Genomic DNA, 19,355 nt, shown 5'->3' with positions numbered 1-19,355 from the left:
CCCCCCAGCCTAGGCGGGCTGGAGCGCGCCGTCCTTCTCGGTCTCGCCGGCCGGCTTCTCCAGCGCGTCCTCGAGGTGCACGACCTCCTGGTTGCGGAAGTGCCCCGCGACCATCGCGATCATGCCCAGCAGGGTCCAGCCGGCGAGCACGAGCCACGGGAAGGTCGCGTTCGCGTCGGGGAAGTACGACAGGTCACGGACGAGGGTGGCGGATGCGCCGGGCACGAACCACTGCCCGATCGCGCCCCACGGCGCCACGGTGAACTGGATGGGCTGGGCAGCAGACGACAGCGGGTTGCCGATCAGCATCGTGATGATCGCACCGACCGCGATGCCGGCGCGGCCGATGAGGGCGTTCATCCCGACGATGAGCGAGACGGTCGCGGCCATGGCGAGGGAGACGGCCAGCCCGTTGATCCAGAAGTCGCCCTGCAGCACTCCGAACCACCCCTGCATGATCCCGACCACGGAGAAGCCCGCGACCACACCGTAGACGACGACGCTCACGAGCCGGCGCCACGATCCGGTGACCAGGAGGGAGATGAGCACGCCACCGATGATTCCGCCGAGCACGAGCGGGAACGATGCAGCAGTGAGCCCGATGCCTCGCGGGTCGCCCGGGCTCAGCGGCACGACATCGGTGACCTTCACCGTGATGGTGGGCGGCACGGTCCCTGCCGGCGCCCGTCCCGCGGCGATCGCCTGCTGGACCGCGGCGGCCGCCTGCTGGTTCGACTGCGCCTGGAGTTGTCCCGCGAGCTGCCCGAGGAGCTGGCTCACCGCCGCGTTCCCCGCGGAGGCCGTCAGTACTTCCGGCTCCTGGCCGAGGACGATCGCTCCGTACACATCCCTCGTCTTGATGAGGTCGACCGCGGCGGCACGGTCGGCGACCGGGGTGACCGCGAAGGCGCCCTTCGATTTCGTTTCGAGGGCTGTGGTCACGGCGGCGACCTGCTCCGCGGTGCCCGCAACGGCGATCGGCACGTCTTTGACCGCCGAAGTGATGATCGGCCAGACGAAGGCGAGCAGGATGGCGACCACGACGACGGCGCCCGCGATCGCTATGCCGATGGCGCGGCCCCAGGTCGTGTGGGGCTGGCGTGCGGTGATGTTCGACATGATCTTCTCCCATATAAAAAGAATGTTCGTTCTTTATGGTGTTACGCTGAGTGCCACTTGTCAAGAACGAACGTTCTTTTTTAAGGTGGGAGCATGCCCAAGGTCACGGAGGCCCATCGTGAGGCCCGCCGCCACGAGATCGCGCGAGCCGCGCTCCGCTGTTTCGCGCGCAAAGGGTTCGCCGCGACATCCATCGCCGACATCATCGCCGAGAGCGGACTGTCCGCCGGCGCGATCTACGGCAACTACAAGAACAAGGACGAGCTGATCACCCTCGCGATCGGGGAGGTCCTCGACGTCCAGTTCGGCGAGATCGAAGCCGCACAGGCCCAGCGGCCGATGCCCTCCCCCGGCGAGATCGTCCGGGTCGTGGTGAACGGACTCCAGCACGAGATCGGCGACCTGGGCCTCCTTGTTCAGGTCTGGGCGCACGCTGCGGTCGAACCCGCGGTCGGAACGACTCTCGCCACGATCGGCGAGAGGGTGAAGAGCATCTTCTCCGACTACGTCCGCAGCTGGTACCTCGAAGATGTCGGGGCCTCCGCAGAAGACGCCGAGCGCGCCGCCGAACTCTACTCGTGGGTCTACGTCGGCGTCGTCCAGGGCTACATCGTGCAGTCGTCGATCTTCCTCCACTTCGACGGCGACACCTACCTGAACGCGATCGCGGCGATGACGCCCACCTTCGGGCGCTCACCCGCCGGCTCGCAGCATCCGCTCTAGGCGCGCCCGTCAGCCGATTGCGGCGGCTACGACCCTGGCCAGGCGCTTGCGGATGATGTGGTCGTTCCCGTCGACCCGGTGAATCTCCACATGGCGCATCGCCTCGATGACCGAGAGACTCCCTGGCGCGATGAACGCGTCCAGCGATCCGTAGACCACCTCGACCGGAACACGAACGCGGGCCAGGTCGCTGACGATCGTCTGTGATTCGATGCAGTTCTCCAGCGATTTCACGAACGGGTCCCAGTTCTTCTCCGTGATCTCGAAGACGCCCTTGATGGGCAGCATCCTGGCCAGCACCGACGCGTTGAAGATCGTGAAGTCCTTGTTCGCGCGCAGGTATTCGTACGCGCGGAGGTACGCGCTCACCCGGTTGCGCACGCGCCGGTCGCCGATCTCGTTCGGCGACCCGTACACCGGCGGACCGACCAGGACCAGCCGGGTGATGCCCGCCGGGTGGACGGCGGCGTACCGCCCGACGATCATGCTGCCGAGGGAGTGCCCCACCAGTACGAAGTCCCGCAGCCGGAGCGAGCGGAGGGTGGCGTGCAGGGAGGCGACGTGCTCTTCGATCGTGTACTGCGCATTCGGCGGCGCCGGCGACCGCCCGAAGCCCAGGATGTCGATCGAGATCACGCGGTGCGTCGGCTCCAGCAACGGCACGAGATTCTGGAAGGTCACCGAGGACGAGGCGATTCCGTGGACGAGGACGACGGCCGGACCGTCGCCCTCGTCGCCTGCAACGTGGAGGATGGGAGCGCCGCGACCGACGAGCGCACATGTCCGCTCGGCCAGCCACCCCATCCCCTCATTATGCCGTCGCGCAGCGATACCGTTTCGTGATCGGATCGTCGCCGGACCGTGACCCTGCCTGACCGGGCACGCTCCTACTCTTATGCCATGAAGCGCATATGGGGTGGCGCGGCAGTGCTGGCGGTCGCCGCACTGCTGCTGGCGGGATGCACAGGAGGCAGCGGAGCGTCGGATTCGGGCGGCTCGGGCGGCTCGGGCGGCTCGGCGCAGTCGAAACCACAGGATACGTCCGGCGCCGTCGCCGATCCCGCGGCGAAGAGCGACACCGTCATCTCACCGAACAGGGATGTGGTCACCACCGGCTCCGTGTCGCTGACCGTCACGGACCCCATCGCAGCCGCCGGCCGCGCCACCGCGATCGTCCTCGGAGCAGGAGGCCGCGTCGACAACAGCTCGGAGCAGCCCGGTACCGACACGCAGAAGCCGACGGCGACACTCGTGCTGCGCATCCCGTCGTCCGTCCTGGATGCCACCCTCGCCGACCTCAAGCGTCTCGGCACCGTCGAGTCGGTCACGCTGAACGCGACGGACGTCACAGCGCAGTCGAAGGACATCGACGGCCGCATCACCGCACTGCAGACGTCGGTCGACCGGCTGCTGGCCCTGATGGCCAAAGCCACGACCACCGCGGATCTCATCACGATCGAGTCGACCCTTTCCGACCGGCAGGGGCAGCTCGACAGCCTGCGCGCGCAGCAGAAAGCCCTGGCAGACCAGGTCGCGATGTCGACGATCACCATCGACTTCCATGCGAAGGGCGCAGTGCCCGCCGTGTCGCCGACCACGTTCTGGAGCGGACTGACCGCCGGCTGGAACGCTCTCGTCGCCACCGTCAACGGGCTCCTGGTGGCCCTGGGGGCTGTGCTCCCGTGGCTGGTGGTGCTCGGAATCCTCGGCGGAATCGCGTGGTGGATCGTCCGCTGGATCGGGCGCAAGCGCGGCGCTGCTGCGTAGGCTTGGGACGTGACCGAAAGCGCGCACCCTGCCGAACCGCTGCTGACCGACGAGCTGATCGAGCGCATCCGATCGCGCGCCGCCGGTTTCGACCGGGAGAACACGTTCTTCGACGACGACCTGGCCGAACTGGTCGAGCTCGGCTACCTGAAGGCCCTCGTCCCCGTCGAGTTCGGCGGCCTCGGACTGAGCCTCGAGCGCACCGCGCGCGAGCAGGTCCGGCTGGCGTCGGCGGCCCCGGCGACGGCGCTCGCCGTGAACATGCACCTGGTCTGGACCGGGGTTGCCAAGGTTCTCCACGACCGCGGCGACGAGTCCCTCGATTTCGTCCTGCGTGAGGCCGGCTCCGGCGAGATCTTCGCGTTCGGGCTGAGCGAGGCGGGCAACGATCTGGTGCTGTTCGGGTCGACGACGGATGCGCGGCCCGAGCCCGACGGCGGCTACCGCTTCTTCGGCACCAAGATCTTCACCTCCCTCTCCCCCGCCTGGACGCGCCTCGGCACAATGGGGCTCGACACGACCAGCGCCGACGCCCCCAAGATCGTCTACGGGTTCCTCACACGCGCAGGCGGCGGGTTCGAGGTCAGGGAGGACTGGGACACCATCGGCATGCGGGCGAGCCAGAGCAACACCACCGTGCTCGACGGCGCGCTCGCACCGGCCGACCGGATCGTTCGCAGGCTCGACCCAGGGCCGAACCCCGATTCTCTCGTCTTCGCGATCTTCGCGAGCTTCGAGATCCTGCTCGCCGCCGTCTACACAGGCATCGGTGCCCGCGCGCTGGAACTTGCCGTCGCGGCCGCCCGCCGCCGAACCTCTCTCAAGAACGAAGGACGCACCTACGCACAGGACCCGGACATCCGGTGGCGGGTCGCGGATGCTGCGATCGCGCAGGACGCACTGTATCCGCAGCTGGACTCGTTGGCTCGCGATGTCGATGAGCGCGTCGACCATGGCAGCCTGTGGTTCCCCCGGCTCGTCGGCCTGAAGATCCGCGCGACGGAGACGGCCAGGCACGTCGTCGACCAGGCCGTCCGGGTCAGCGGGGGCTCCACCTATTTCGCGAGCAGCGAGCTGGGCCGCCTGTACCGCGACGTGCTCGCCGGGATCTTCCACCCGTCGGATGCCGAGTCCGCGCACTCGACCGTGGCCAACGCGTACCTCGGTCCGCTCGACGACCCGCGCGATTAAGAGGCACACCCGCTCGAAGACGAGGAGCATCACCATGCGACAGTTCACCGCCGACGACTACGTCGCCCGCCTGGAGCGCGGGGCCGCGCACGCGAAGGAGGCCGGGTTCGACGGTCTGCTGATCGCGCCCGGGCCCGATCTCGCCTACTTTCTCGACTACCTGCCGGTCGCGACGACCGAGCGGATCACGCTTCTCGTCATTCCTGCCGACGGGGCGCCGAGCATGGTGGTGCCGATCCTCGAGCACGACAGCGCCGCCGCGGCGCTCGGGGCGCAGGCGGTTCGCCTCGTCGACTGGTCGGACGGCACGGACGAATACGTTCCCACTGCCGGGCTGCTGTCCGAGGACGGACGCTATGCGATCTCGGACTCCACCTGGGCGATGCACCTCCTCGGCCTCCAGCAGAAGCTCCCCCGCGCCGACTTCACCGCGATGACCAACGCGCTCCCCATGCTGCGCGCGGTCAAAGGCGACGACGAGATCGAACGGCTGGCCGGCGCGGGCGCCGCGGCGGATGCGACGTTCGAGCAGATCCTCGGCGTCCGTTTCGCCGGGCGCACCGAGAACCAGGTCGCCGCCGATCTTGCCGCACTCCTGCGCGAGCACGGGCACTCCCAGGTCGACTTCACGGTCGTCGGCTCCGGCCCGAACGGCGCCAACCCGCACCACGAGGCCGGCGAGCGTGTCATCGAAGACGGCGACATGGTGGTGCTCGACTTCGGCGGTCTGAAGGACGGCTACGGTTCCGACACCACCCGCACGGTCCACGTCGGCGAGCCGACCGCCGAGGAGCGCGACGTCTACGGGATCGTCCGGCAGGCGCACCAGGAGGCGTTCGAGGCGGTCGCGGTCGGCGTCCCCTGCCAGGAGATCGACCGGGTCGCGCGGCGGGTCATCACGGATGCGGGGTACGGCGACCGCTTCATCCATCGCGTCGGCCACGGCATCGGCCTCACGACGCACGAGCCGCCGTACATGGTCGAGGGCGAGGAGCATCCGATCGAGGCGGGCATGTGCTTCTCGATCGAGCCGGGGATCTATCTTCCGGAACGCTTCGGGGTGCGGATCGAGGACATCGTCGTCGCGACCGCCGAGGGCGCCCGCAGGCTCAACAACACCACCCACGACCTGCAGCTCGTCGACTAGGCCGGCGGCGACCCGGACCGGCTGCGACGGTCAGGCGACCCTGCGACGGGCGATCGGCATGGCGATCACGCGCCACCCGACCAGGAAGAGGCCGAGGAACACGGTCGCGACGATCACGAACGCGACGTCGACGCCCTGACCGGCCGACGCACGGAACAGCATCCCGGCCGCAACGGTGATGATCCAGATGGCCATCCCCGGCCAGAGGATCGCGAGCGGACGCAGCCACGCGAACGTCAGCACCCAACCGAGCGCGAGCCCGGCCAGGAACGGCCACAGCGTTTCGAGGGTACCGATGGTGTTCAGGTCCTCGGAGTGGCTCGACCGCCCGATCAGGACGAAGAGGACGACCCCGGCGATGTCGATCACAGCCGCGAGCGCGACTGTCCCCGGGTTCCTCACAGAGTGATCATAGGCACTCCAGGCCGAGCGTTGGCTGGCAACCCCGCACCGTCGCGAAACGGATGTTCCGCCGTCAGAGCCGGAATCCGCCGTCGCTTGTGATCACTTGGCCGACCACCCAGCGACCCTCGTCGGTGGCGAGCCACCCGATCAACCTGGCCGGATCCTCCGGTGCCCCGAAGCGTCCGAACGGGAGCTCTCGGAGGCGCTCCTGCAGGTCGCCCAGCGGCCTGTCCGTCGTCTCTGGGTCGAGGTAGCCCGTGTTGACCGGTCCCGGGTTGATCGTGTTCAGCAGGATCCCGCGGGTGAGCAGCTCGCTGGCCACCGTGGCGGTGAGCCCGGCGAGCGCTGCTTTGCTCGCGGCGTACGCGACCTCTCCCGGCATCGGGCCGTCCTGCTGGCCCGACGTCATCCAGAACACCCGTCCCGTGCGGAACTCGTCGAACGGTCCGGCGGTCTCCTGCCGGACACCGGGCGCTGTCGGCTCGGACCTCTCGCGTCCGTCGGCCACCCCGGCGCCCGAGAACTGCTCGGCGAAGGCGCGGGTGAGCAGCAGCGTCGCTCGCGTGTTGACCGACCAGTGGCCGTCGAGGCGCTCGGCCGTCATGTCGAAGATCGAACCGTCGCCACCGCTGCGCGCGTGGTTGCACACGAGGATGCGCGGGCTGCCGACCGCATCCGTCGCCGCCCTCACGATCGCAGCCGCCGAGTCCGCCACGGCCAGGTCGGCGTTCAGCTGCCCGAATGTGGCCTCCGGATGCTGCGCCGCACGGAGTTCGGCGAACACGGCGTCGAGGTCGTCGGCGCCCCACGGCAGGGCGCTGTCGTGTGCCGAGTAGTGATGGACGAACAGGTCGGCGCCCAGCTCGGCGAGGCGCCGGGCGATCGCGAAGCCGATGCCGCGGCGGCGCGAGACGCCGGTGACGATCGCCGCCCGCCCGCGCAGCGGAAGTGTCTGTTCTGTCATCGCGGCCCCCAGGCGGTGCGTGTGGATGGACGTACAGGAGGTAGATCATACTGGTCGGACACCAGCGTGCCCCACCCCGAAGACGAGAGAGAACCGTGCCGAATTTCGATTTCCTCGCCCAGCGATCCGACCTGCCGCGGCCGTCGGTGACCGCGAGCGAGGCGCTCGCCATCGCCACCGAACGCTTCGGCGTGACGGGCGATGTCGCCGAGCTGGGGAGCCAGCAGGATCGCAACTTCCGCATCGCCAACGCCGACGGCCGCTTCGTCCTCAAGATCGCCAACCCGGTCTTCTCCCCCGACGAGCTCGCCGCGCAGAACCTGGCCATGGGAGTCCTCCACGAGCGCGAGGTGATCGCACCGCGCGCCCTTCCCGGGCTGGACGGGGCCGACCTGCAGGTCGTCGAGCTCGGCGGCCAGTCGCTGATCGCGCGGCTTCTCACCTATGTCGAGGGCGAACCCCTGACCGGCGAGGGCGACCTGTCGGATGCGCAACTCCGCGCCCTCGGGGATATCGCCGGGCGCGTCGCCGCAGGGCTGATGGAGTTCGATCACGCCGGCACGGAGCGGTCGACCCAGTGGGACCTGCGGATCGCCGGGCAGGTCGTCGAGCACCTGGCCGAGCATGTCGCGCAGCCGGCACGACGCCGGATGGTCCAGGAGACGGCGCTGGCCGCCCTCGACCGTCTCGAACCGTTGCGCGAAACCCTGCGGACTGCTGTCATCCACGGTGACGTGACCGACGACAACATCGTCGTCGATCCGCGGAATCCGGATGCGCCCGCCGGCGTGATCGACTTCGGCGACGTGTCCCGCAGCTGGGTCGTCGCTGAACTCGCCGTCGCCGTCGCATCCGCGCTGCACCATGTGCCGACCGACCCGCTGCGCGCCCTGGAGACGATCGACGCCTTCGCAGCGCACGTCCCGCTGACGGACCCCGAGATCGCGGCGCTCTGGCCGCTCGTGGTCCTCCGGGCCGCCGTCCTCGTCGTCAGCGGCGAGCAGCAGGTCGCCGTGGATGCGTTGAACACCTACGCCGACGAGAACCGCGCCCACGAATGGCTGGTCTTCACCGTCGCCCGCCGCGTCGACCCCGACGAGGCGGAGTCCCTCATCCGGTGGCGACTGCAGCGCACGAACTCTGCTCCCGCACCGGAGGCCGCACGGATGTTCCGCCTCGACCTGCGCGCCGACAATGTGCTCGACCTCTCGGTGACCAGCAACCTTCTCGAGGACGGCCGCTGGCTGGAGCCGGGCATCGAGGGCGAACTGCTGGAGAGCACGCATCGCTCCACCGGTGCCGCTGTCACCCGCTACGGAGAGTACCGACTCTCGCACTCCGTCCTGCAGTCCTCCCTCCCCGCCCCGACGTTCGCACTGGCCGTCACGGCGCGCGTCCCCGAGGGGACCGTGGTGCACGCACCCGTCGCAGGGCTTCTCCGCCCCCACGGCGATTCCTTGGTCATCGAGGGCGCAGGCGTCGACGTCTGGATCGACGGGCTGGCCCGCGGCGCCGAGACCCGGGGCGGCGAGACCAGGGGCGACGCACCCCGCGAGGTCGGAGCGGGCGACCCGATCGGCACGACCGCGCAGTTGACGGTCCAGCTCTCACGCCTCCCCGGGCATCGGCCCCCCGCGTTCGTGCGGCCCGGCGCCGAACGTGCGTGGCGGCAGGTCAGCCCCGACCCCTCCACGCTGTTCGGAATCGAGCCGGCGGCCCCGAGTGCCGACCCGGAGGCCCTGCTCGAACTCCGCGACGCGACGTTCGCGCGTGTGCAGGAGCACTACTACGCGCATCCGCCGCAGATCGAACGCGGCTGGCGCCACCACCTCATCGACACCCGCGGCCAGACCTACCTGGACATGGTGAACAACGTGACCGCTGTGGGCCACGCGCACCCGCGACTCGTCAGAGCCGTGCGCGACCAGTGGGCGTTGCTCAACACGAACTCGCGGTTCCATTACGCGGAGCTCTCCGCCTTCACATCGCGGCTCGCCGACCTCGCCCCCGACCCGCTCGACACCGTCTTCCTGGTGAACAGCGGCAGCGAGGCGGTCGACCTGGCGCTCCGTCTCGCGCAGACCGTCACCGGGCAACGCACGATCCTGGCCGTGCGCGAGGCGTACCACGGCTGGACCGTGGGTGCGGATGCCGTCTCCTCGTCGATCGGCGACAACCCGCGCGCGCTCGAGACCCGTCCGGACTGGGTGCGGCTCGTCGAGCCGCCGCACAGCTACCGCGGAAAGTATCGCGGACCCGATGCCGCTGCCGGCTACCTGGCCGACCTCGCACGCGACCTCGAAGAGCTCGACCGCGACGGTGCCGGACTCGCCGGATTCATCGCCGAACCCGTCTTCGGCAACGCCGGCGGGGTGATGCTCCCCGACGGGTACCTGGCCGGTGCGTTCGAACTGGTCCGCCGCCGCGGAGGGGTCTGCATCGCCGACGAAGTGCAGGTCGGCTACGGCCGGCTGGGCGAATATTTCTGGGGCAGCGAGCAGCAGGGCGTGGTCCCCGACATCATCACCGTCGCGAAGGCGATGGGCAACGGTCATCCGCTCGGTGCAGTTCTCACGACGCGTGCGATCGCCGAGCGCTTCGCCGCCGAGGGCAGTTTCTTCTCGTCCGCCGGCGGCAGCCCGGTCAGCGCAACGGTCGGACTCACCGTGCTGGACATCATGCGCGACGAAGACCTGCAGGAGAACGCGCGGATCGTCGGTGCGCACCTCGCCCGGCGCTTGCGGGAGCTCGCCATCCGTTTCCCGCTCATCGGCGCCGTCCACGGGCTCGGCCTCTATCTCGGTGTCGAACTCGTGCGGGACCCCGTGACCCTCGAGCCGGCGGGCGCCGAGGCGGCGCGCATCTGCGACGCCCTGCTTGCCGAAGGATGCATCGTGCAGCCGACCGGCGACCACAAGAACGTGCTGAAGATCAAGCCGCCGCTCTGCCTCACGATCGACGCCGCGGACTTCTTCGCCGACGCCCTCGAGCGGGTGCTGGCGGACTGACCGTCAGCTAGCGTCGAGTACATGCCGTCTGCTGCCATCATCGCGACCGTCCTCGCGGGCCTCGCGGCCGGGGCATCGCTGATCATCGCAATCGGGGCGCAGAACGCCTTCGTGCTGCGGCAGGGCCTGCGTCGGGAGCATGTGCTCCCCATCGTCCTCATCTGCATCGTCAGCGACGGCATCCTCATCGCTCTCGGGATCGCCGGCATCGGCGGACTCGTGACTGCAGCACCCGCCGCACTCGAGGTCGTGCGCTGGGTCGGCTTCGCCTTCCTCGTCTTCTACGGCATCCTCGCGGCCCGCCGGGCGTTCCGCCCCGAGCGGCTCGACACGGGCGGGAGCACCGTGCGTACCTCCCTCGCCTCCGCTGTCCTCACCTGCGTCGCGCTCACCTGGCTCAACCCCCATGTCTATCTGGACACGGTCGTACTGCTCGGGTCGCTGGCGACCCCGCACGGCGACCCCGGACGCTGGTTCTTCGGTCTCGGCGCGCTCCTCGCCAGCACGATCTGGTTCGCGGCGCTCGGGTTCGGGGCACGGTTCCTCGCCCCGCTCTTCGCCCGCCCGATCGCCTGGCGCATCCTCGATGCGGGCGTCGCCGTGCTGATGGTGACACTCGCCGTGCTCCTCGTCGTCCCGGCCTGACCGCGGCGCCGGGCTCCCGCCCAGCCGTAGCGACCTAGGTGTACTGCCTAGCGCGCGTCGACCCGGTGCTCGGCCACCCAGGCGGCGATCTCCGAGCGCCTCGCCGCGTCGAGTTTGGCCAGGATGTGCTCGACATGGGCGCCCACCGTCTTGGGGGCGATCGTCAGGCTGGCCGCGATCTCCTTGTTGGTGGCTCCGGCGGCGATCAGTCCGGCGACCTCGAACTCGCGCTCGGACAACGGGGCGATACCCGGTGCGGCGGCGGGGCGCACATTCATCGCGTCGGCTCTCAGTTCGAGAGCCCGCGCGCCGGCGTTCCGGGCGAGCAGGCGGCCCCGCTCGAGTGCCGCGGTCGCCTCTCTCCCCCGCCGGGAACGGTTCAGCGCCGTCGCGAGATCGATGGATGCCTCCGCCGACTCCCAGAACCGGTCACGCGCCTCCCAGCCGGAGCGGGCCGCCTCCAGGCGATCGCGCGCCTGGACCCAGTGGGCCGCACCCAGCGCCAGCAGCCCGTGGGCGTGATCGAGAGCGGGCAGGGTCCCCGGGATGCCGCGAGCGGTGAGAAGTTTCTCGCAGCGCGCGATCCAGTCCCGGGCAGCGGTCACTTCGTGGAGCGCGAGGTGGGCGCGGACGCCGGTGACCAGGAACGGGAACAGGTAGGCGGCGTCGCCGACGCGCTCGGAACCGGCGAGGGCCCGCTCGCACAGTTCGACCGCATCCTGGGCACGCCCCTCCTGGACCGCGAGTTCAGCGAGTCCCCACAACGCAGGCGAGAGTCGCTGGAGTTCGTTCATGTGCTCGCCGATCGCACGGGCCTCGTCGAGGACCGTATGAGCTGCCGCACGGTCGCCGCGCCCGACGGCCAGATAGCCGAGCACGATCAGTGCGGTCACGCGAGTCGTGATCCCCCCGCGGCCGTCGGCCAGCGCCCGCCGCGCCTCGTGGTCTGCGCGCGGCCAATCACCGCGGGCCCAGCAGACATGAGCGAGGTGCGAGACCAGGTAATGGTGGTCGTTCCATCGCTCCGTCCGCTCCGTGTACTCCAGCCCCTCCTCCAGCCACCGTTCGGCGCGGTCGTATTCGACGAGGACCGAGGCGCTCGACCCCAGCATCCGGAACGCGCGCGCGGTCTCCGCCTCGACCCCGGCCTTCCGCCCCGTGGTGATCGCCTTCTCAAGGAGGCGCCATCCTTCCTCCATCCGTCCGGCGAAGACGAGGACGGATCCCAGCGTCGCATCGAGGTTCACACGCGCAGCGATCGTTGCGACGTCGTCCGGATCGAGCGGGAGGCGGATGGCGGCCGCGTTCGTGCCGTACTCGATCGCCGTGTAGAGCCGCCGGTCGAGCATGTAGGCCGCTGCGAGCGCTGCGAACAGCTCGAACCGTACGAGCGGAGGCACGGTCTCCTGGTCGACGGATTCGCCGTTCAGCCGGGCGAGCGCGTCCAGTGCCAGCCTGGTGCGCGTCTCGAGCGGATCGCCGACGAGGTGCCTCGCCGACATCAACCGGGGAACGAGTCGGGCCGCAGCGGCCTCGTCACCCGCCGAACGGAAGAGATCGATCGCCGTCGCGAACGCCGCAGCGGCCTCCTCGTTCTCATCGACGGCGGCGAGCTCGGTCGCCAGCTGCGCGTGAAGGTCGGCCCGCTCCGCCGTCGGGAGTCCGGATGGCGCAGTGCGGCGGGCGCGCTCGTACAGCGTGGCCGCCTCCCGGTGCGCCGAGACCCGGGCGGCGTCGGCCGCGGCGAAGAGCGCGTGCCCGTAGGCGATGTCCGGCAGGTTCGCCCGCTCGTAGTGGTCGGAGACGTCGGCGTAGCAGTACTGTGCGACGATCGCGGCCACGCCCGCTGCCTCGTGAAGGCGGCGCCTCCTGCTGGGCGGGATGCTCTCATAGATCGTGTCGCGGATCATCGCGTGGCGGAAGTCGAAGTTCGTCCCGTCGCCCGTCGAGACGATGACGTGGCGATCGAGCAGCTCGGTGAGGCCCCCGTCGAGGTCGTCTACCGACTCGCCGACGGTTCCGGCGAGCACGTCGATGTCGAACGAGCGCCCGATGACGGCCGCCGCGTCGACGAGCGTGCGGGCATGCGGGCTGAGGGCGCCGCGGCCGAGCAGCACGGCCTCGGCGACCGAGCCGGGCACGCGGCTGACCGCGCCGGCCGCGATCAGCTCTTCCACATGCAGGGGGATGCCGTCGCTGCGCGCGTAGAGCTGGTCCACGTACACGGACGGGAGAACGGTGCCTGTGATCGCCTCGGCGAGCTGGGCCGTCGTCGCACGGTCGAGGCGCCGCACGTGCGCCTCCTCCGCGAGGCGCTGCCCGACGAGACGGTCGCGCCACTGGCGCAGCGGCGTACCGGGGAACAGTTCCTCGGTGCGATAGGTCGCGACCACGAGTGCGGAGGTCTCCCGGAGCGAGACGGCAACCCGCTCGAGCACGTCGAGGCTCAGCTCGTCGGCCCAGTGCAGGTCCTCGAACCGCAGCAGTGCTGGTCCACTGGTATCGAGGAATTCGCTGACGATGTCGGCGAGCTCGGTCACCAGCACGCGGCGCCGGCGGGCCGTGTCGCCGCCTTCCGCACCCGCGAAGATGAGCGTGCGCAGACGATCGGAGACGTCCGCCTCCTTCGCACGTCGCAGGTCGGCAGCAAGTTCGAGCAGGACCCCGCCCACGATCTCCGTTCCGCGCCGGAACGCCGACGCGTCGAAGCGTCGGGCGCTTCCTGGGATGCGGTCCGCGATGTCGTCGAGGAGCCGCGACTTGCCGATCCCGGCTTCGCCGGCGAGCAGCAGGAGATGGCCCGTTCCGGAGGCCGCCGCCGCCCAGCGACGGTCGGCGAGCGCCAACAGGTCGTCCCGCCCCACGGGGACGGGTGAGATTCGGATCTGCTCCGCAGCTGAGATTCCCTCAGTGGGCATGCCACATGGTACCGCCGCCTGGTCCGCGGATGATCGGTCGGATGACCGATGTCCGGGCATCCGACCGGATCGACACTGGGAACACGCGCCGGGACCGGCCGCAGCACCACTCACCGAAAGGATCCACCGATGTCAACGTTCATGGATGTGCACGAAGGCTTCGTCGGCGTCACCGCCGACGAGCTCGCAGAAGCGCACGCGGCCGACCTCGCGATCGAGGGCGACGAAGGCGTCCACTTCATCAAGGCCTGGCTCGATCCGGAGGCCGGCAAAGCGTTCTGCCTCTCGGAGGGGCCGACGAAGGAAGCGGTGATGCGCATCCACGAGCGCACCGGCCACCCGACCGCCGAAGTGTACGAGATCGCCGTCGAGGTCTGACGGTTCCGCCGTCGTGTCGGCGGCATGGCGCAGAATGGGATGGTGCCTGAGCTTCCCGAGGTCAACGCGCTTGCCGCCGATCTCGGCACGCGCCTGTCCGGGCGCATCCTCGATCGTTTCGACGTGGTCTCGTTCGCCGTCCTGAAGACGTTCGATCCACCCGTCTCCGCACTCTCCGGGCAGACGATCCGCGGGGTCAGCCGGCACGGCAAATTCCTCGACATCGCGGTCGGCGACCTTCACCTGGTGATGCACCTCGCGCGGGCGGGCTGGATCCGCTGGCGCGAGAACGCGCCAGCGCCGATGAAGGGGCTGGGTCGCGGACCGCTCGCCGCCCGGCTGGTACTCGACGACGGGTCTGGCATCGACATCACCGAGGCCGGCACCAAGAAGAGCCTCGCGGTCTACGTGGTGCGCGATCCCTCCGACGTTCCCGGAATCGCCCGGCTCGGTCCTGATCCGCTCTCCGACGATTTCACCGAGGCGGCGTTCGCCGCGATCCTCGCGGCAGCCGGACGGGCCCAGATCAAGGGCGTACTGCGCAACCAGGGCATCATCGCAGGCATCGGCAACGCGTACTCCGACGAGATCCTGCACACCGCGAAGATGTCGCCGTTCAAGCCCGCTACCATGAGCGACGACGAGGTGTCCCGTCTCTACGCCGCGATGCAGTCGACGCTGCGCGAGGCGATCGCGCGGGCCGACGGGCTCGCGGCCTCTGAGCTGAAGCGCGAGAAGAAGTCCGGCCTGCAGGTCCACGGCCGGTTCGGCGAGCCCTGCCCGGTCTGTGGCGACACGGTGCGGCAGGTGATCTTCCACGATTCGACGCTGCAGTACTGCCCGACCTGCCAGACCGGCGGCAAGCCGCTCGCCGACCGGGTGCTCTCAAGGCTGCTCAAATAGGTGCACTCCCCGGTCCCGCCGACGACGAGCGGGCGCCGGGAAATGGGAGGATCGTCGTATGTCGAGTCGCCCCTCCCTGCTGATCCTGTCGTTCTCGCCGATCCGATCCGATCCGAGGGTGCTGAAGCAGGTCCAATTGTTCACACCGCACTACGACGTGACCACGTGCGGTTTCGGTGAAGCTCCCGAGGGCGTCGTCGAACACATCGAGGTTCCCGGAGATGCGCGCGCGTGGGTGGATGACAGGGTTGCCGTCGCCACCCGGCGCTTCGAACGCGCCTATTGGAACATCAAGGCGGTTGCGGCGGCGAAGCCCCTGCTCGCCGGCCGGAGCTTCGACGGCATCCTCGCCAACGACCTCAACGCCATCCCTCTCGCCCTGTCCCTGGCACCGACGTTCGGCGTCCACGGCGACCTGCACGAGTTCGCCCCGAAGGAGAAGGACGACGACCTCCGCTGGCGGCTCACGGTCGCACCGTTCATGCGGTGGCTCTGCCGCACCTATCTGAAAGACCTGGCTTCGGCGACGACGGTCGCCCGGGGCATCGCGGACCGGTACGAAGCGGACTACGGAGTGCGGATGGGCGTGGTCACGAATGCCGCGCCGTACTCGGACCGCACTCCGAAGCCGGTCCACGCGCCCATCCGGTTGATCCATTCGGCCGCCGGCCAGCGCTACCGCCGCCTCGAGAACTTCATCGAGGCCATGAAGGACGCCCCGGAGAACGTGACCCTCGACATGATCGTCATGCCGCACGAGCCCGACTACGTGGCGGAGCTGAAGACCCGGGCCGAAGGCGTCCCGGCACTCCGGTTCCGCGAACCCGTGCCGTATGCCCAGCTGGTCGACACGCTCGCGGAGTACGACGTGTCGCTGACCTTCCTTCCGCCGACCAACTTCAACCTGGCGCACGCCCTGCCGAACAAGTTCTTCGAGGCGGTCCAGGCCAGGCTCGGCCTCATCATCGGTCCCTCGCCCGAGATGGTTTCGATCCTCGAGCAGTACGGTCTCGGCCAGGTCGTCCCGGACTTCAGTGTCGAGTCGCTCCGTTCGGTGATCCGGGGGCTCACACCGGAGAGGGTCGCGTCCTGGAAGCAGGCGGCGGACGCCGCGGCGAAAGATCTCTCCGCGGAGTCGCAGCAGGCCGCGTGGGTCTCGGCGATCGGGGCGCTCCTGCACGAGTGAGCTCGGAACAGCTGCGCGCCGACGTCCTCACATCAGGGCGGACGCCGCGATGAACCGGAGGGGCGCGTCGGCGCTCAGCTGCGTCGTCAGGTGCTTCGTGAAGAGCGCGGCCGGGCGCCCGAAGCGGCGTCGTGCCCGCAGCAGCGACGCGATCCGTTCGGACCCGGAGTCGACGGCCGCCACGGCGTCGATGGCCCGGACATCCGCGATCGAGAGAGTCCGCTCGAATCCCGGAGCAGCTTCGCGCATCCGCCCGATGAGCCCCGCGACGAACGCATGCTCCTGGGCGTCCCACTGGTCGTTCTCGATGCGCGTGAGGACGGCCGAGAAGAGGTGGACCCGAGCGATCTTGACCGCCAGGGCTCTGTGGATGGTCGCCGACTGGCCGGCGAACCACGGATCGGCCAGCAGGTGGTCGACGAACGCCAGGTCCTGCTCCATCGGCCGGTAGGTGAGGCTCACCCGCGTGTCGGCGTCTGCCCCGACGAGGTATCGCGGGGCTCGTGCCGCATAGCGGACGCCGCGCGATCCGGCCCACAGGCGTGCACTGAAGTTCTGGTCCTCCCCCGAGGCCAGCCCCTCGGTGAGGGCGAGCTGCAGGCGCTCCAGCACGGATGTCCGGATCAGCCCGAGCGGTGCGGTGCGATAGAAGAGGCGGTCCTTCACGGCGTCGCGGGCGCCCCGGCGGAACCGGCGTACCGGCGGAGTCCTGACGATGGACCCGTCCGCGTGCGCTTGCGGCGCGATGACCGCGTCGACCGATTCGCCGGCCAGCTCGTGCCACGCCGCGAGAGCGCCGGGCTCGAGGGTGTCGTCCGATCCCATGATCGAGACGAAACGGCCGGAGGCTGCCGCCAGTCCCGCGTTGAAGGGTCCGGCAGGGCTGTGGATGCCGTCGCGGAGTTCGAGGAGCCGCACCTGACCGGCAAGCTCCTCCCCCAGGACCCCTGCGATGGTTCCCGCCTCGAGGTTGTGGCAGACGACGGTGATGCGGAGCCCACCGTTGCCGGAGAGCCGGACACCCGACGCGATCACCGAGCGGACCGCGCGTGCGATGGGCCGCCCCGGGTCGTGGATGGCGATCACCATGTCGATCAGGGGATCGGCCATCCGGGTCAGCCTGTCATTCCGGCGAGCGCCGCCTGCTCGGCGAACTCGGGGACCGCGCGGATGAGTTCGTCGAACGTCCCGCTCGCTGCCACGGCGCCGCCGGACATGAAGAAGATCTGGTCGGCGTGCCGGATGGTCGACAACCGGTGTGCGACGAGGATGACGGTGACCTTGCCGTGCAGGTCGCGGATCGCCTGGGCGACGGCCGCTTCTGTGGCGGTGTCCAGGGCGCTGGTCGCTTCATCCATGACCAGGACGTACGGGTCGACGTAGAGCGCGCGGGCGATGCCGAGGCGCTGCCGCTGGCCGCCGGAGAGGGACAGCCCGCGTTCCCCGATCTGGCTGTTGAGGCCGCCCTCGCGACTGTCGATGATGTCCCAGAGCTGCGCACGCTGCAGCGCGTTCTTCGCACGCTCCTCGTCGATGTCGTTCGACCAGGTCAGCGCAACGTTCTGTGCGACCGATGCGTCGAAGAGCGACACATCCTGCGGTACGTAGCCCACCCGCGAATGCCAGGCCGAGGAGACCTGGCGCAGTGGCGTGCCGTCGATCGCGATCGTTCCGCTCGTCGGCTCGACGAGCCCCAGGATGAGGTCGACCAGCGTCGACTTGCCGGCGCCGGACGACCCGACGAAGGCGACGGTCGATCCGAAGGGGATGGTGAGGGAGACGTCCCGCAGAGCAGGGGGCGCATCCGGCGCATAGCTGAACCCGACATCGCGGAGCTCGAGTTTCGACGGATGCTCGGCGAGAGTCCCGGTGTCGAGGCCCTCCTGGCTGCTGAGCTGGAACTTCTCCATGTTCTGGATGTCGTCGATCACATTGCGGGCGTGCGGGAGGTTGGCGGCTGTGACCGCCACGATCGCCTGGAAGCGCGTGATGGACGGGACCATGCGGAACCCGGCGAGGCTGAAGACGGAGACGGCCGTCACCGCGCCGACGATGCCGCCGGTCGTCAGGTACCCGACGACACCGACCAGGACGAACCCGCCGATGAGCGCCGTCTCGAGGACGTAGCGGGGAACGATCCCGAAGAACTGGATGTTCGCGCGCGCGCGCGAGGTGCGGATCCGGTTCGCGTGGACGACCGAGGCGACCTCACCCGCTTTGTTGCGCAGGGTGATCTCTTTGAGCGCGCCCATCATCTCCGTCAGCAGGCGTGACACCGTGAACGAGTAGTCCCGGTTGACCCTCCCCGCGATCTGCGAGTTGCGCGACACCCAGAAGTAGAGCACCACACCCACCAGCCCCAGGTAGACCAGCGCCGTCAGCGCGATGGCCGGCTGCGCGACGACGAGCACGGCGAGCACCACGATGAACGTCATGGCCTCGCCGACGAGCGTCGCAGCAGGCAGCAGGACACCAGCGATGGTGTTCGCGATGCCGTAGTCGGCGATGCGGACGACGTCGGCGGAATTGCGCTTGAGCCGTTCGACCCAGGGGGCGGCGAGGTATCCCTCGAGCAGGCGGTCGCCGATCTCGAGTTCGTACGACGCGAACCGTCGGGTCGCGTAGAACTGCAGCAGCGAGGCGAGGACGCCCTTCAGCACCACAACCGCGCAGATGATCACGAGGAGCCAGATGAGGCCGGTCGTCGAGACCGTGCCGATGCCGGGAAGGGTCAGCGCGTGGCCGGACACCAGCGGCGAGATGACGATGGCGAGCAGCCCGAGGGAGAACGCATCGAGGAGGGCGAGCAGGCCGAGCATCACCGCGTAGAACTTGAGGAAGCGCCGCCCCGACTTCGGAAGGAGCGGCATCAGTTCGCGGAGGATTCCGACGAGCGCCTTCATGCCGCGCTCCGACCGTGGAGGCCCTGCCTGAGCATGTCTCCTGACTGGATCATCACTTCCCGACTCCGCACTACGTCAATGGCTTTCGTTTGCTGGGC

At 69.4% G+C, this 19,355-nt stretch carries 16 protein-coding genes; 9 read left to right on the top strand and 7 right to left on the bottom strand.

Going from position 1 to position 19,355, the window contains the following annotated elements:
* Nucleotides 1–9: 9 nt before the first annotated feature.
* A complete protein-coding gene (locus ACV7NN_RS17040) occupies nt 10–1,119 on the bottom strand; it encodes an ABC transporter permease (protein WP_463350745.1) in 1,110 nt (369 codons plus the stop codon).
* Between the two features lie 93 nt (nt 1,120–1,212).
* Between ACV7NN_RS17040 and ACV7NN_RS17035 the strand changes: the two genes are divergently transcribed.
* Complete coding sequence (locus ACV7NN_RS17035; protein WP_463350744.1) at nt 1,213–1,842, top strand: TetR/AcrR family transcriptional regulator; 630 nt, start codon at nt 1,213–1,215, stop codon at nt 1,840–1,842.
* A gap of 9 nt (nt 1,843–1,851) precedes the next feature.
* Here the strand turns inward: ACV7NN_RS17035 and ACV7NN_RS17030 are convergent, their stop codons facing one another.
* Entirely contained in the window at nt 1,852–2,646 is a 795-nt protein-coding gene (locus tag ACV7NN_RS17030; RefSeq protein ID WP_463350743.1) for an alpha/beta fold hydrolase, read from the bottom strand.
* A 96-nt stretch (nt 2,647–2,742) separates the two neighbouring features.
* On the opposite strand from ACV7NN_RS17030, the gene ACV7NN_RS17025 reads away from it, so the two are divergent.
* The 3 genes from ACV7NN_RS17025 to ACV7NN_RS17015 are packed head-to-tail and all read left to right on the top strand — an operon-like array spanning nt 2,743 to nt 5,947.
* Entirely contained in the window at nt 2,743–3,609 is an 867-nt protein-coding gene (locus tag ACV7NN_RS17025) for a DUF4349 domain-containing protein (protein ID WP_463350742.1), read from the top strand.
* 9 nt (nt 3,610–3,618) lie between these two features.
* On the top strand, nt 3,619–4,800 hold the full coding sequence (locus ACV7NN_RS17020) for an acyl-CoA dehydrogenase family protein (RefSeq protein ID WP_463350741.1): 1,182 nt from the start codon (nt 3,619–3,621) through the stop codon (nt 4,798–4,800).
* A gap of 34 nt (nt 4,801–4,834) precedes the next feature.
* Nucleotides 4,835–5,947 (top strand): M24 family metallopeptidase, encoded by a 1,113-nt coding sequence (locus tag ACV7NN_RS17015; protein ID WP_463350740.1) that lies wholly within the window; start codon nt 4,835–4,837, stop codon nt 5,945–5,947.
* A 30-nt stretch (nt 5,948–5,977) separates the two neighbouring features.
* Here the strand turns inward: ACV7NN_RS17015 and ACV7NN_RS17010 are convergent, their stop codons facing one another.
* Nucleotides 5,978–6,349, bottom strand: coding sequence for a DUF3054 domain-containing protein (locus ACV7NN_RS17010; protein WP_463350739.1), 372 nt, complete (start codon nt 6,347–6,349; stop codon nt 5,978–5,980).
* A 73-nt stretch (nt 6,350–6,422) separates the two neighbouring features.
* Nucleotides 6,423–7,316: an SDR family oxidoreductase gene (locus tag ACV7NN_RS17005; protein WP_463350738.1), complete on the bottom strand. Its 894-nt coding sequence runs from the start codon at nt 7,314–7,316 to the stop codon at nt 6,423–6,425.
* 95 nt (nt 7,317–7,411) lie between these two features.
* Here ACV7NN_RS17005 and ACV7NN_RS17000 point away from each other — a divergent pair, with 95 nt between their 5' ends.
* Together ACV7NN_RS17000 and ACV7NN_RS16995 are read left to right on the top strand one after the other, a co-directional pair.
* Nucleotides 7,412–10,324, top strand: a complete 2,913-nt coding sequence (locus ACV7NN_RS17000) for an aminotransferase (RefSeq protein ID WP_463350737.1) — start codon at nt 7,412–7,414, stop codon at nt 10,322–10,324.
* 21 nt (nt 10,325–10,345) lie between these two features.
* On the top strand, nt 10,346–10,969 hold the full coding sequence (locus ACV7NN_RS16995) for a LysE/ArgO family amino acid transporter (RefSeq protein WP_463350736.1): 624 nt from the start codon (nt 10,346–10,348) through the stop codon (nt 10,967–10,969).
* Nucleotides 10,970–11,016: 47 nt separating this feature from the next.
* On the opposite strand, the gene ACV7NN_RS16990 is transcribed toward ACV7NN_RS16995, so the two are convergent.
* A complete protein-coding gene (locus tag ACV7NN_RS16990) occupies nt 11,017–13,887 on the bottom strand; it encodes an ATP-binding protein (protein WP_463350735.1) in 2,871 nt (956 codons plus the stop codon).
* Nucleotides 13,888–14,016: 129 nt separating this feature from the next.
* Between ACV7NN_RS16990 and ACV7NN_RS16985 the strand changes: the two genes are divergently transcribed.
* The 3 genes from ACV7NN_RS16985 to ACV7NN_RS16975 are packed head-to-tail and all read left to right on the top strand — an operon-like array spanning nt 14,017 to nt 16,354.
* Nucleotides 14,017–14,265, top strand: a complete 249-nt coding sequence (locus ACV7NN_RS16985; protein ID WP_463350734.1) for an SCO4226 family nickel-binding protein — start codon at nt 14,017–14,019, stop codon at nt 14,263–14,265.
* A gap of 42 nt (nt 14,266–14,307) precedes the next feature.
* The gene (locus tag ACV7NN_RS16980) at nt 14,308–15,168 is read left to right on the top strand and encodes a DNA-formamidopyrimidine glycosylase family protein (RefSeq protein WP_463350733.1); all 861 of its coding nucleotides are present in this window, start codon (nt 14,308–14,310) and stop codon (nt 15,166–15,168) included.
* 58 nt (nt 15,169–15,226) lie between these two features.
* A complete protein-coding gene (locus ACV7NN_RS16975; protein WP_463350732.1) occupies nt 15,227–16,354 on the top strand; it encodes a glycosyltransferase family protein in 1,128 nt (375 codons plus the stop codon).
* 27 nt (nt 16,355–16,381) lie between these two features.
* On the opposite strand, the gene ACV7NN_RS16970 is transcribed toward ACV7NN_RS16975, so the two are convergent.
* Both ACV7NN_RS16970 and ACV7NN_RS16965 read right to left on the bottom strand, forming a co-directional pair.
* Nucleotides 16,382–17,464 (bottom strand): glycosyltransferase family 2 protein, encoded by a 1,083-nt coding sequence (locus ACV7NN_RS16970; protein ID WP_463350731.1) that lies wholly within the window; start codon nt 17,462–17,464, stop codon nt 16,382–16,384.
* Between the two features lie 5 nt (nt 17,465–17,469).
* Nucleotides 17,470–19,257: an ABC transporter ATP-binding protein gene (locus ACV7NN_RS16965; protein ID WP_463350730.1), complete on the bottom strand. Its 1,788-nt coding sequence runs from the start codon at nt 19,255–19,257 to the stop codon at nt 17,470–17,472.
* Nucleotides 19,258–19,355: the final 98 nt, after the last annotated feature.

The organism is Leifsonia sp. Ger2509 (genome assembly GCF_055231915.1).
Note: the sequence above shows the minus strand (reverse complement) of the source record. Positions and strands in the feature narration are given on the sequence as shown.

Excerpts from the sequence above, each read along its gene's own strand:
- ACV7NN_RS17025 (WP_463350742.1), top strand. The coding sequence starts at position 2,743 with ATGAAGCGCATATGGGGTGGCGCGGCAGTGCTGGCGGTCGCCGCACTG.
- ACV7NN_RS17040 (WP_463350745.1), bottom strand. The coding sequence starts at position 1,119 with ATGTCGAACATCACCGCACGCCAGCCCCACACGACCTGGGGCCGCGCC.
- ACV7NN_RS16995 (WP_463350736.1), top strand. The coding sequence starts at position 10,346 with ATGCCGTCTGCTGCCATCATCGCGACCGTCCTCGCGGGCCTCGCGGCC.
- ACV7NN_RS17030 (WP_463350743.1), bottom strand. The coding sequence starts at position 2,646 with ATGGGGTGGCTGGCCGAGCGGACATGTGCGCTCGTCGGTCGCGGCGCT.
- ACV7NN_RS16985 (WP_463350734.1), top strand. The coding sequence starts at position 14,017 with ATGTCAACGTTCATGGATGTGCACGAAGGCTTCGTCGGCGTCACCGCC.
- ACV7NN_RS17015 (WP_463350740.1), top strand. The coding sequence starts at position 4,835 with ATGCGACAGTTCACCGCCGACGACTACGTCGCCCGCCTGGAGCGCGGG.
- ACV7NN_RS17005 (WP_463350738.1), bottom strand. The coding sequence starts at position 7,316 with ATGACAGAACAGACACTTCCGCTGCGCGGGCGGGCGGCGATCGTCACC.
- ACV7NN_RS16965 (WP_463350730.1), bottom strand. The coding sequence starts at position 19,257 with ATGAAGGCGCTCGTCGGAATCCTCCGCGAACTGATGCCGCTCCTTCCG.
- ACV7NN_RS16975 (WP_463350732.1), top strand. The coding sequence starts at position 15,227 with ATGTCGAGTCGCCCCTCCCTGCTGATCCTGTCGTTCTCGCCGATCCGA.
- ACV7NN_RS16990 (WP_463350735.1), bottom strand. The coding sequence starts at position 13,887 with ATGCCCACTGAGGGAATCTCAGCTGCGGAGCAGATCCGAATCTCACCC.
- ACV7NN_RS16970 (WP_463350731.1), bottom strand. The coding sequence starts at position 17,464 with ATGGCCGATCCCCTGATCGACATGGTGATCGCCATCCACGACCCGGGG.
- ACV7NN_RS17035 (WP_463350744.1), top strand. The coding sequence starts at position 1,213 with ATGCCCAAGGTCACGGAGGCCCATCGTGAGGCCCGCCGCCACGAGATC.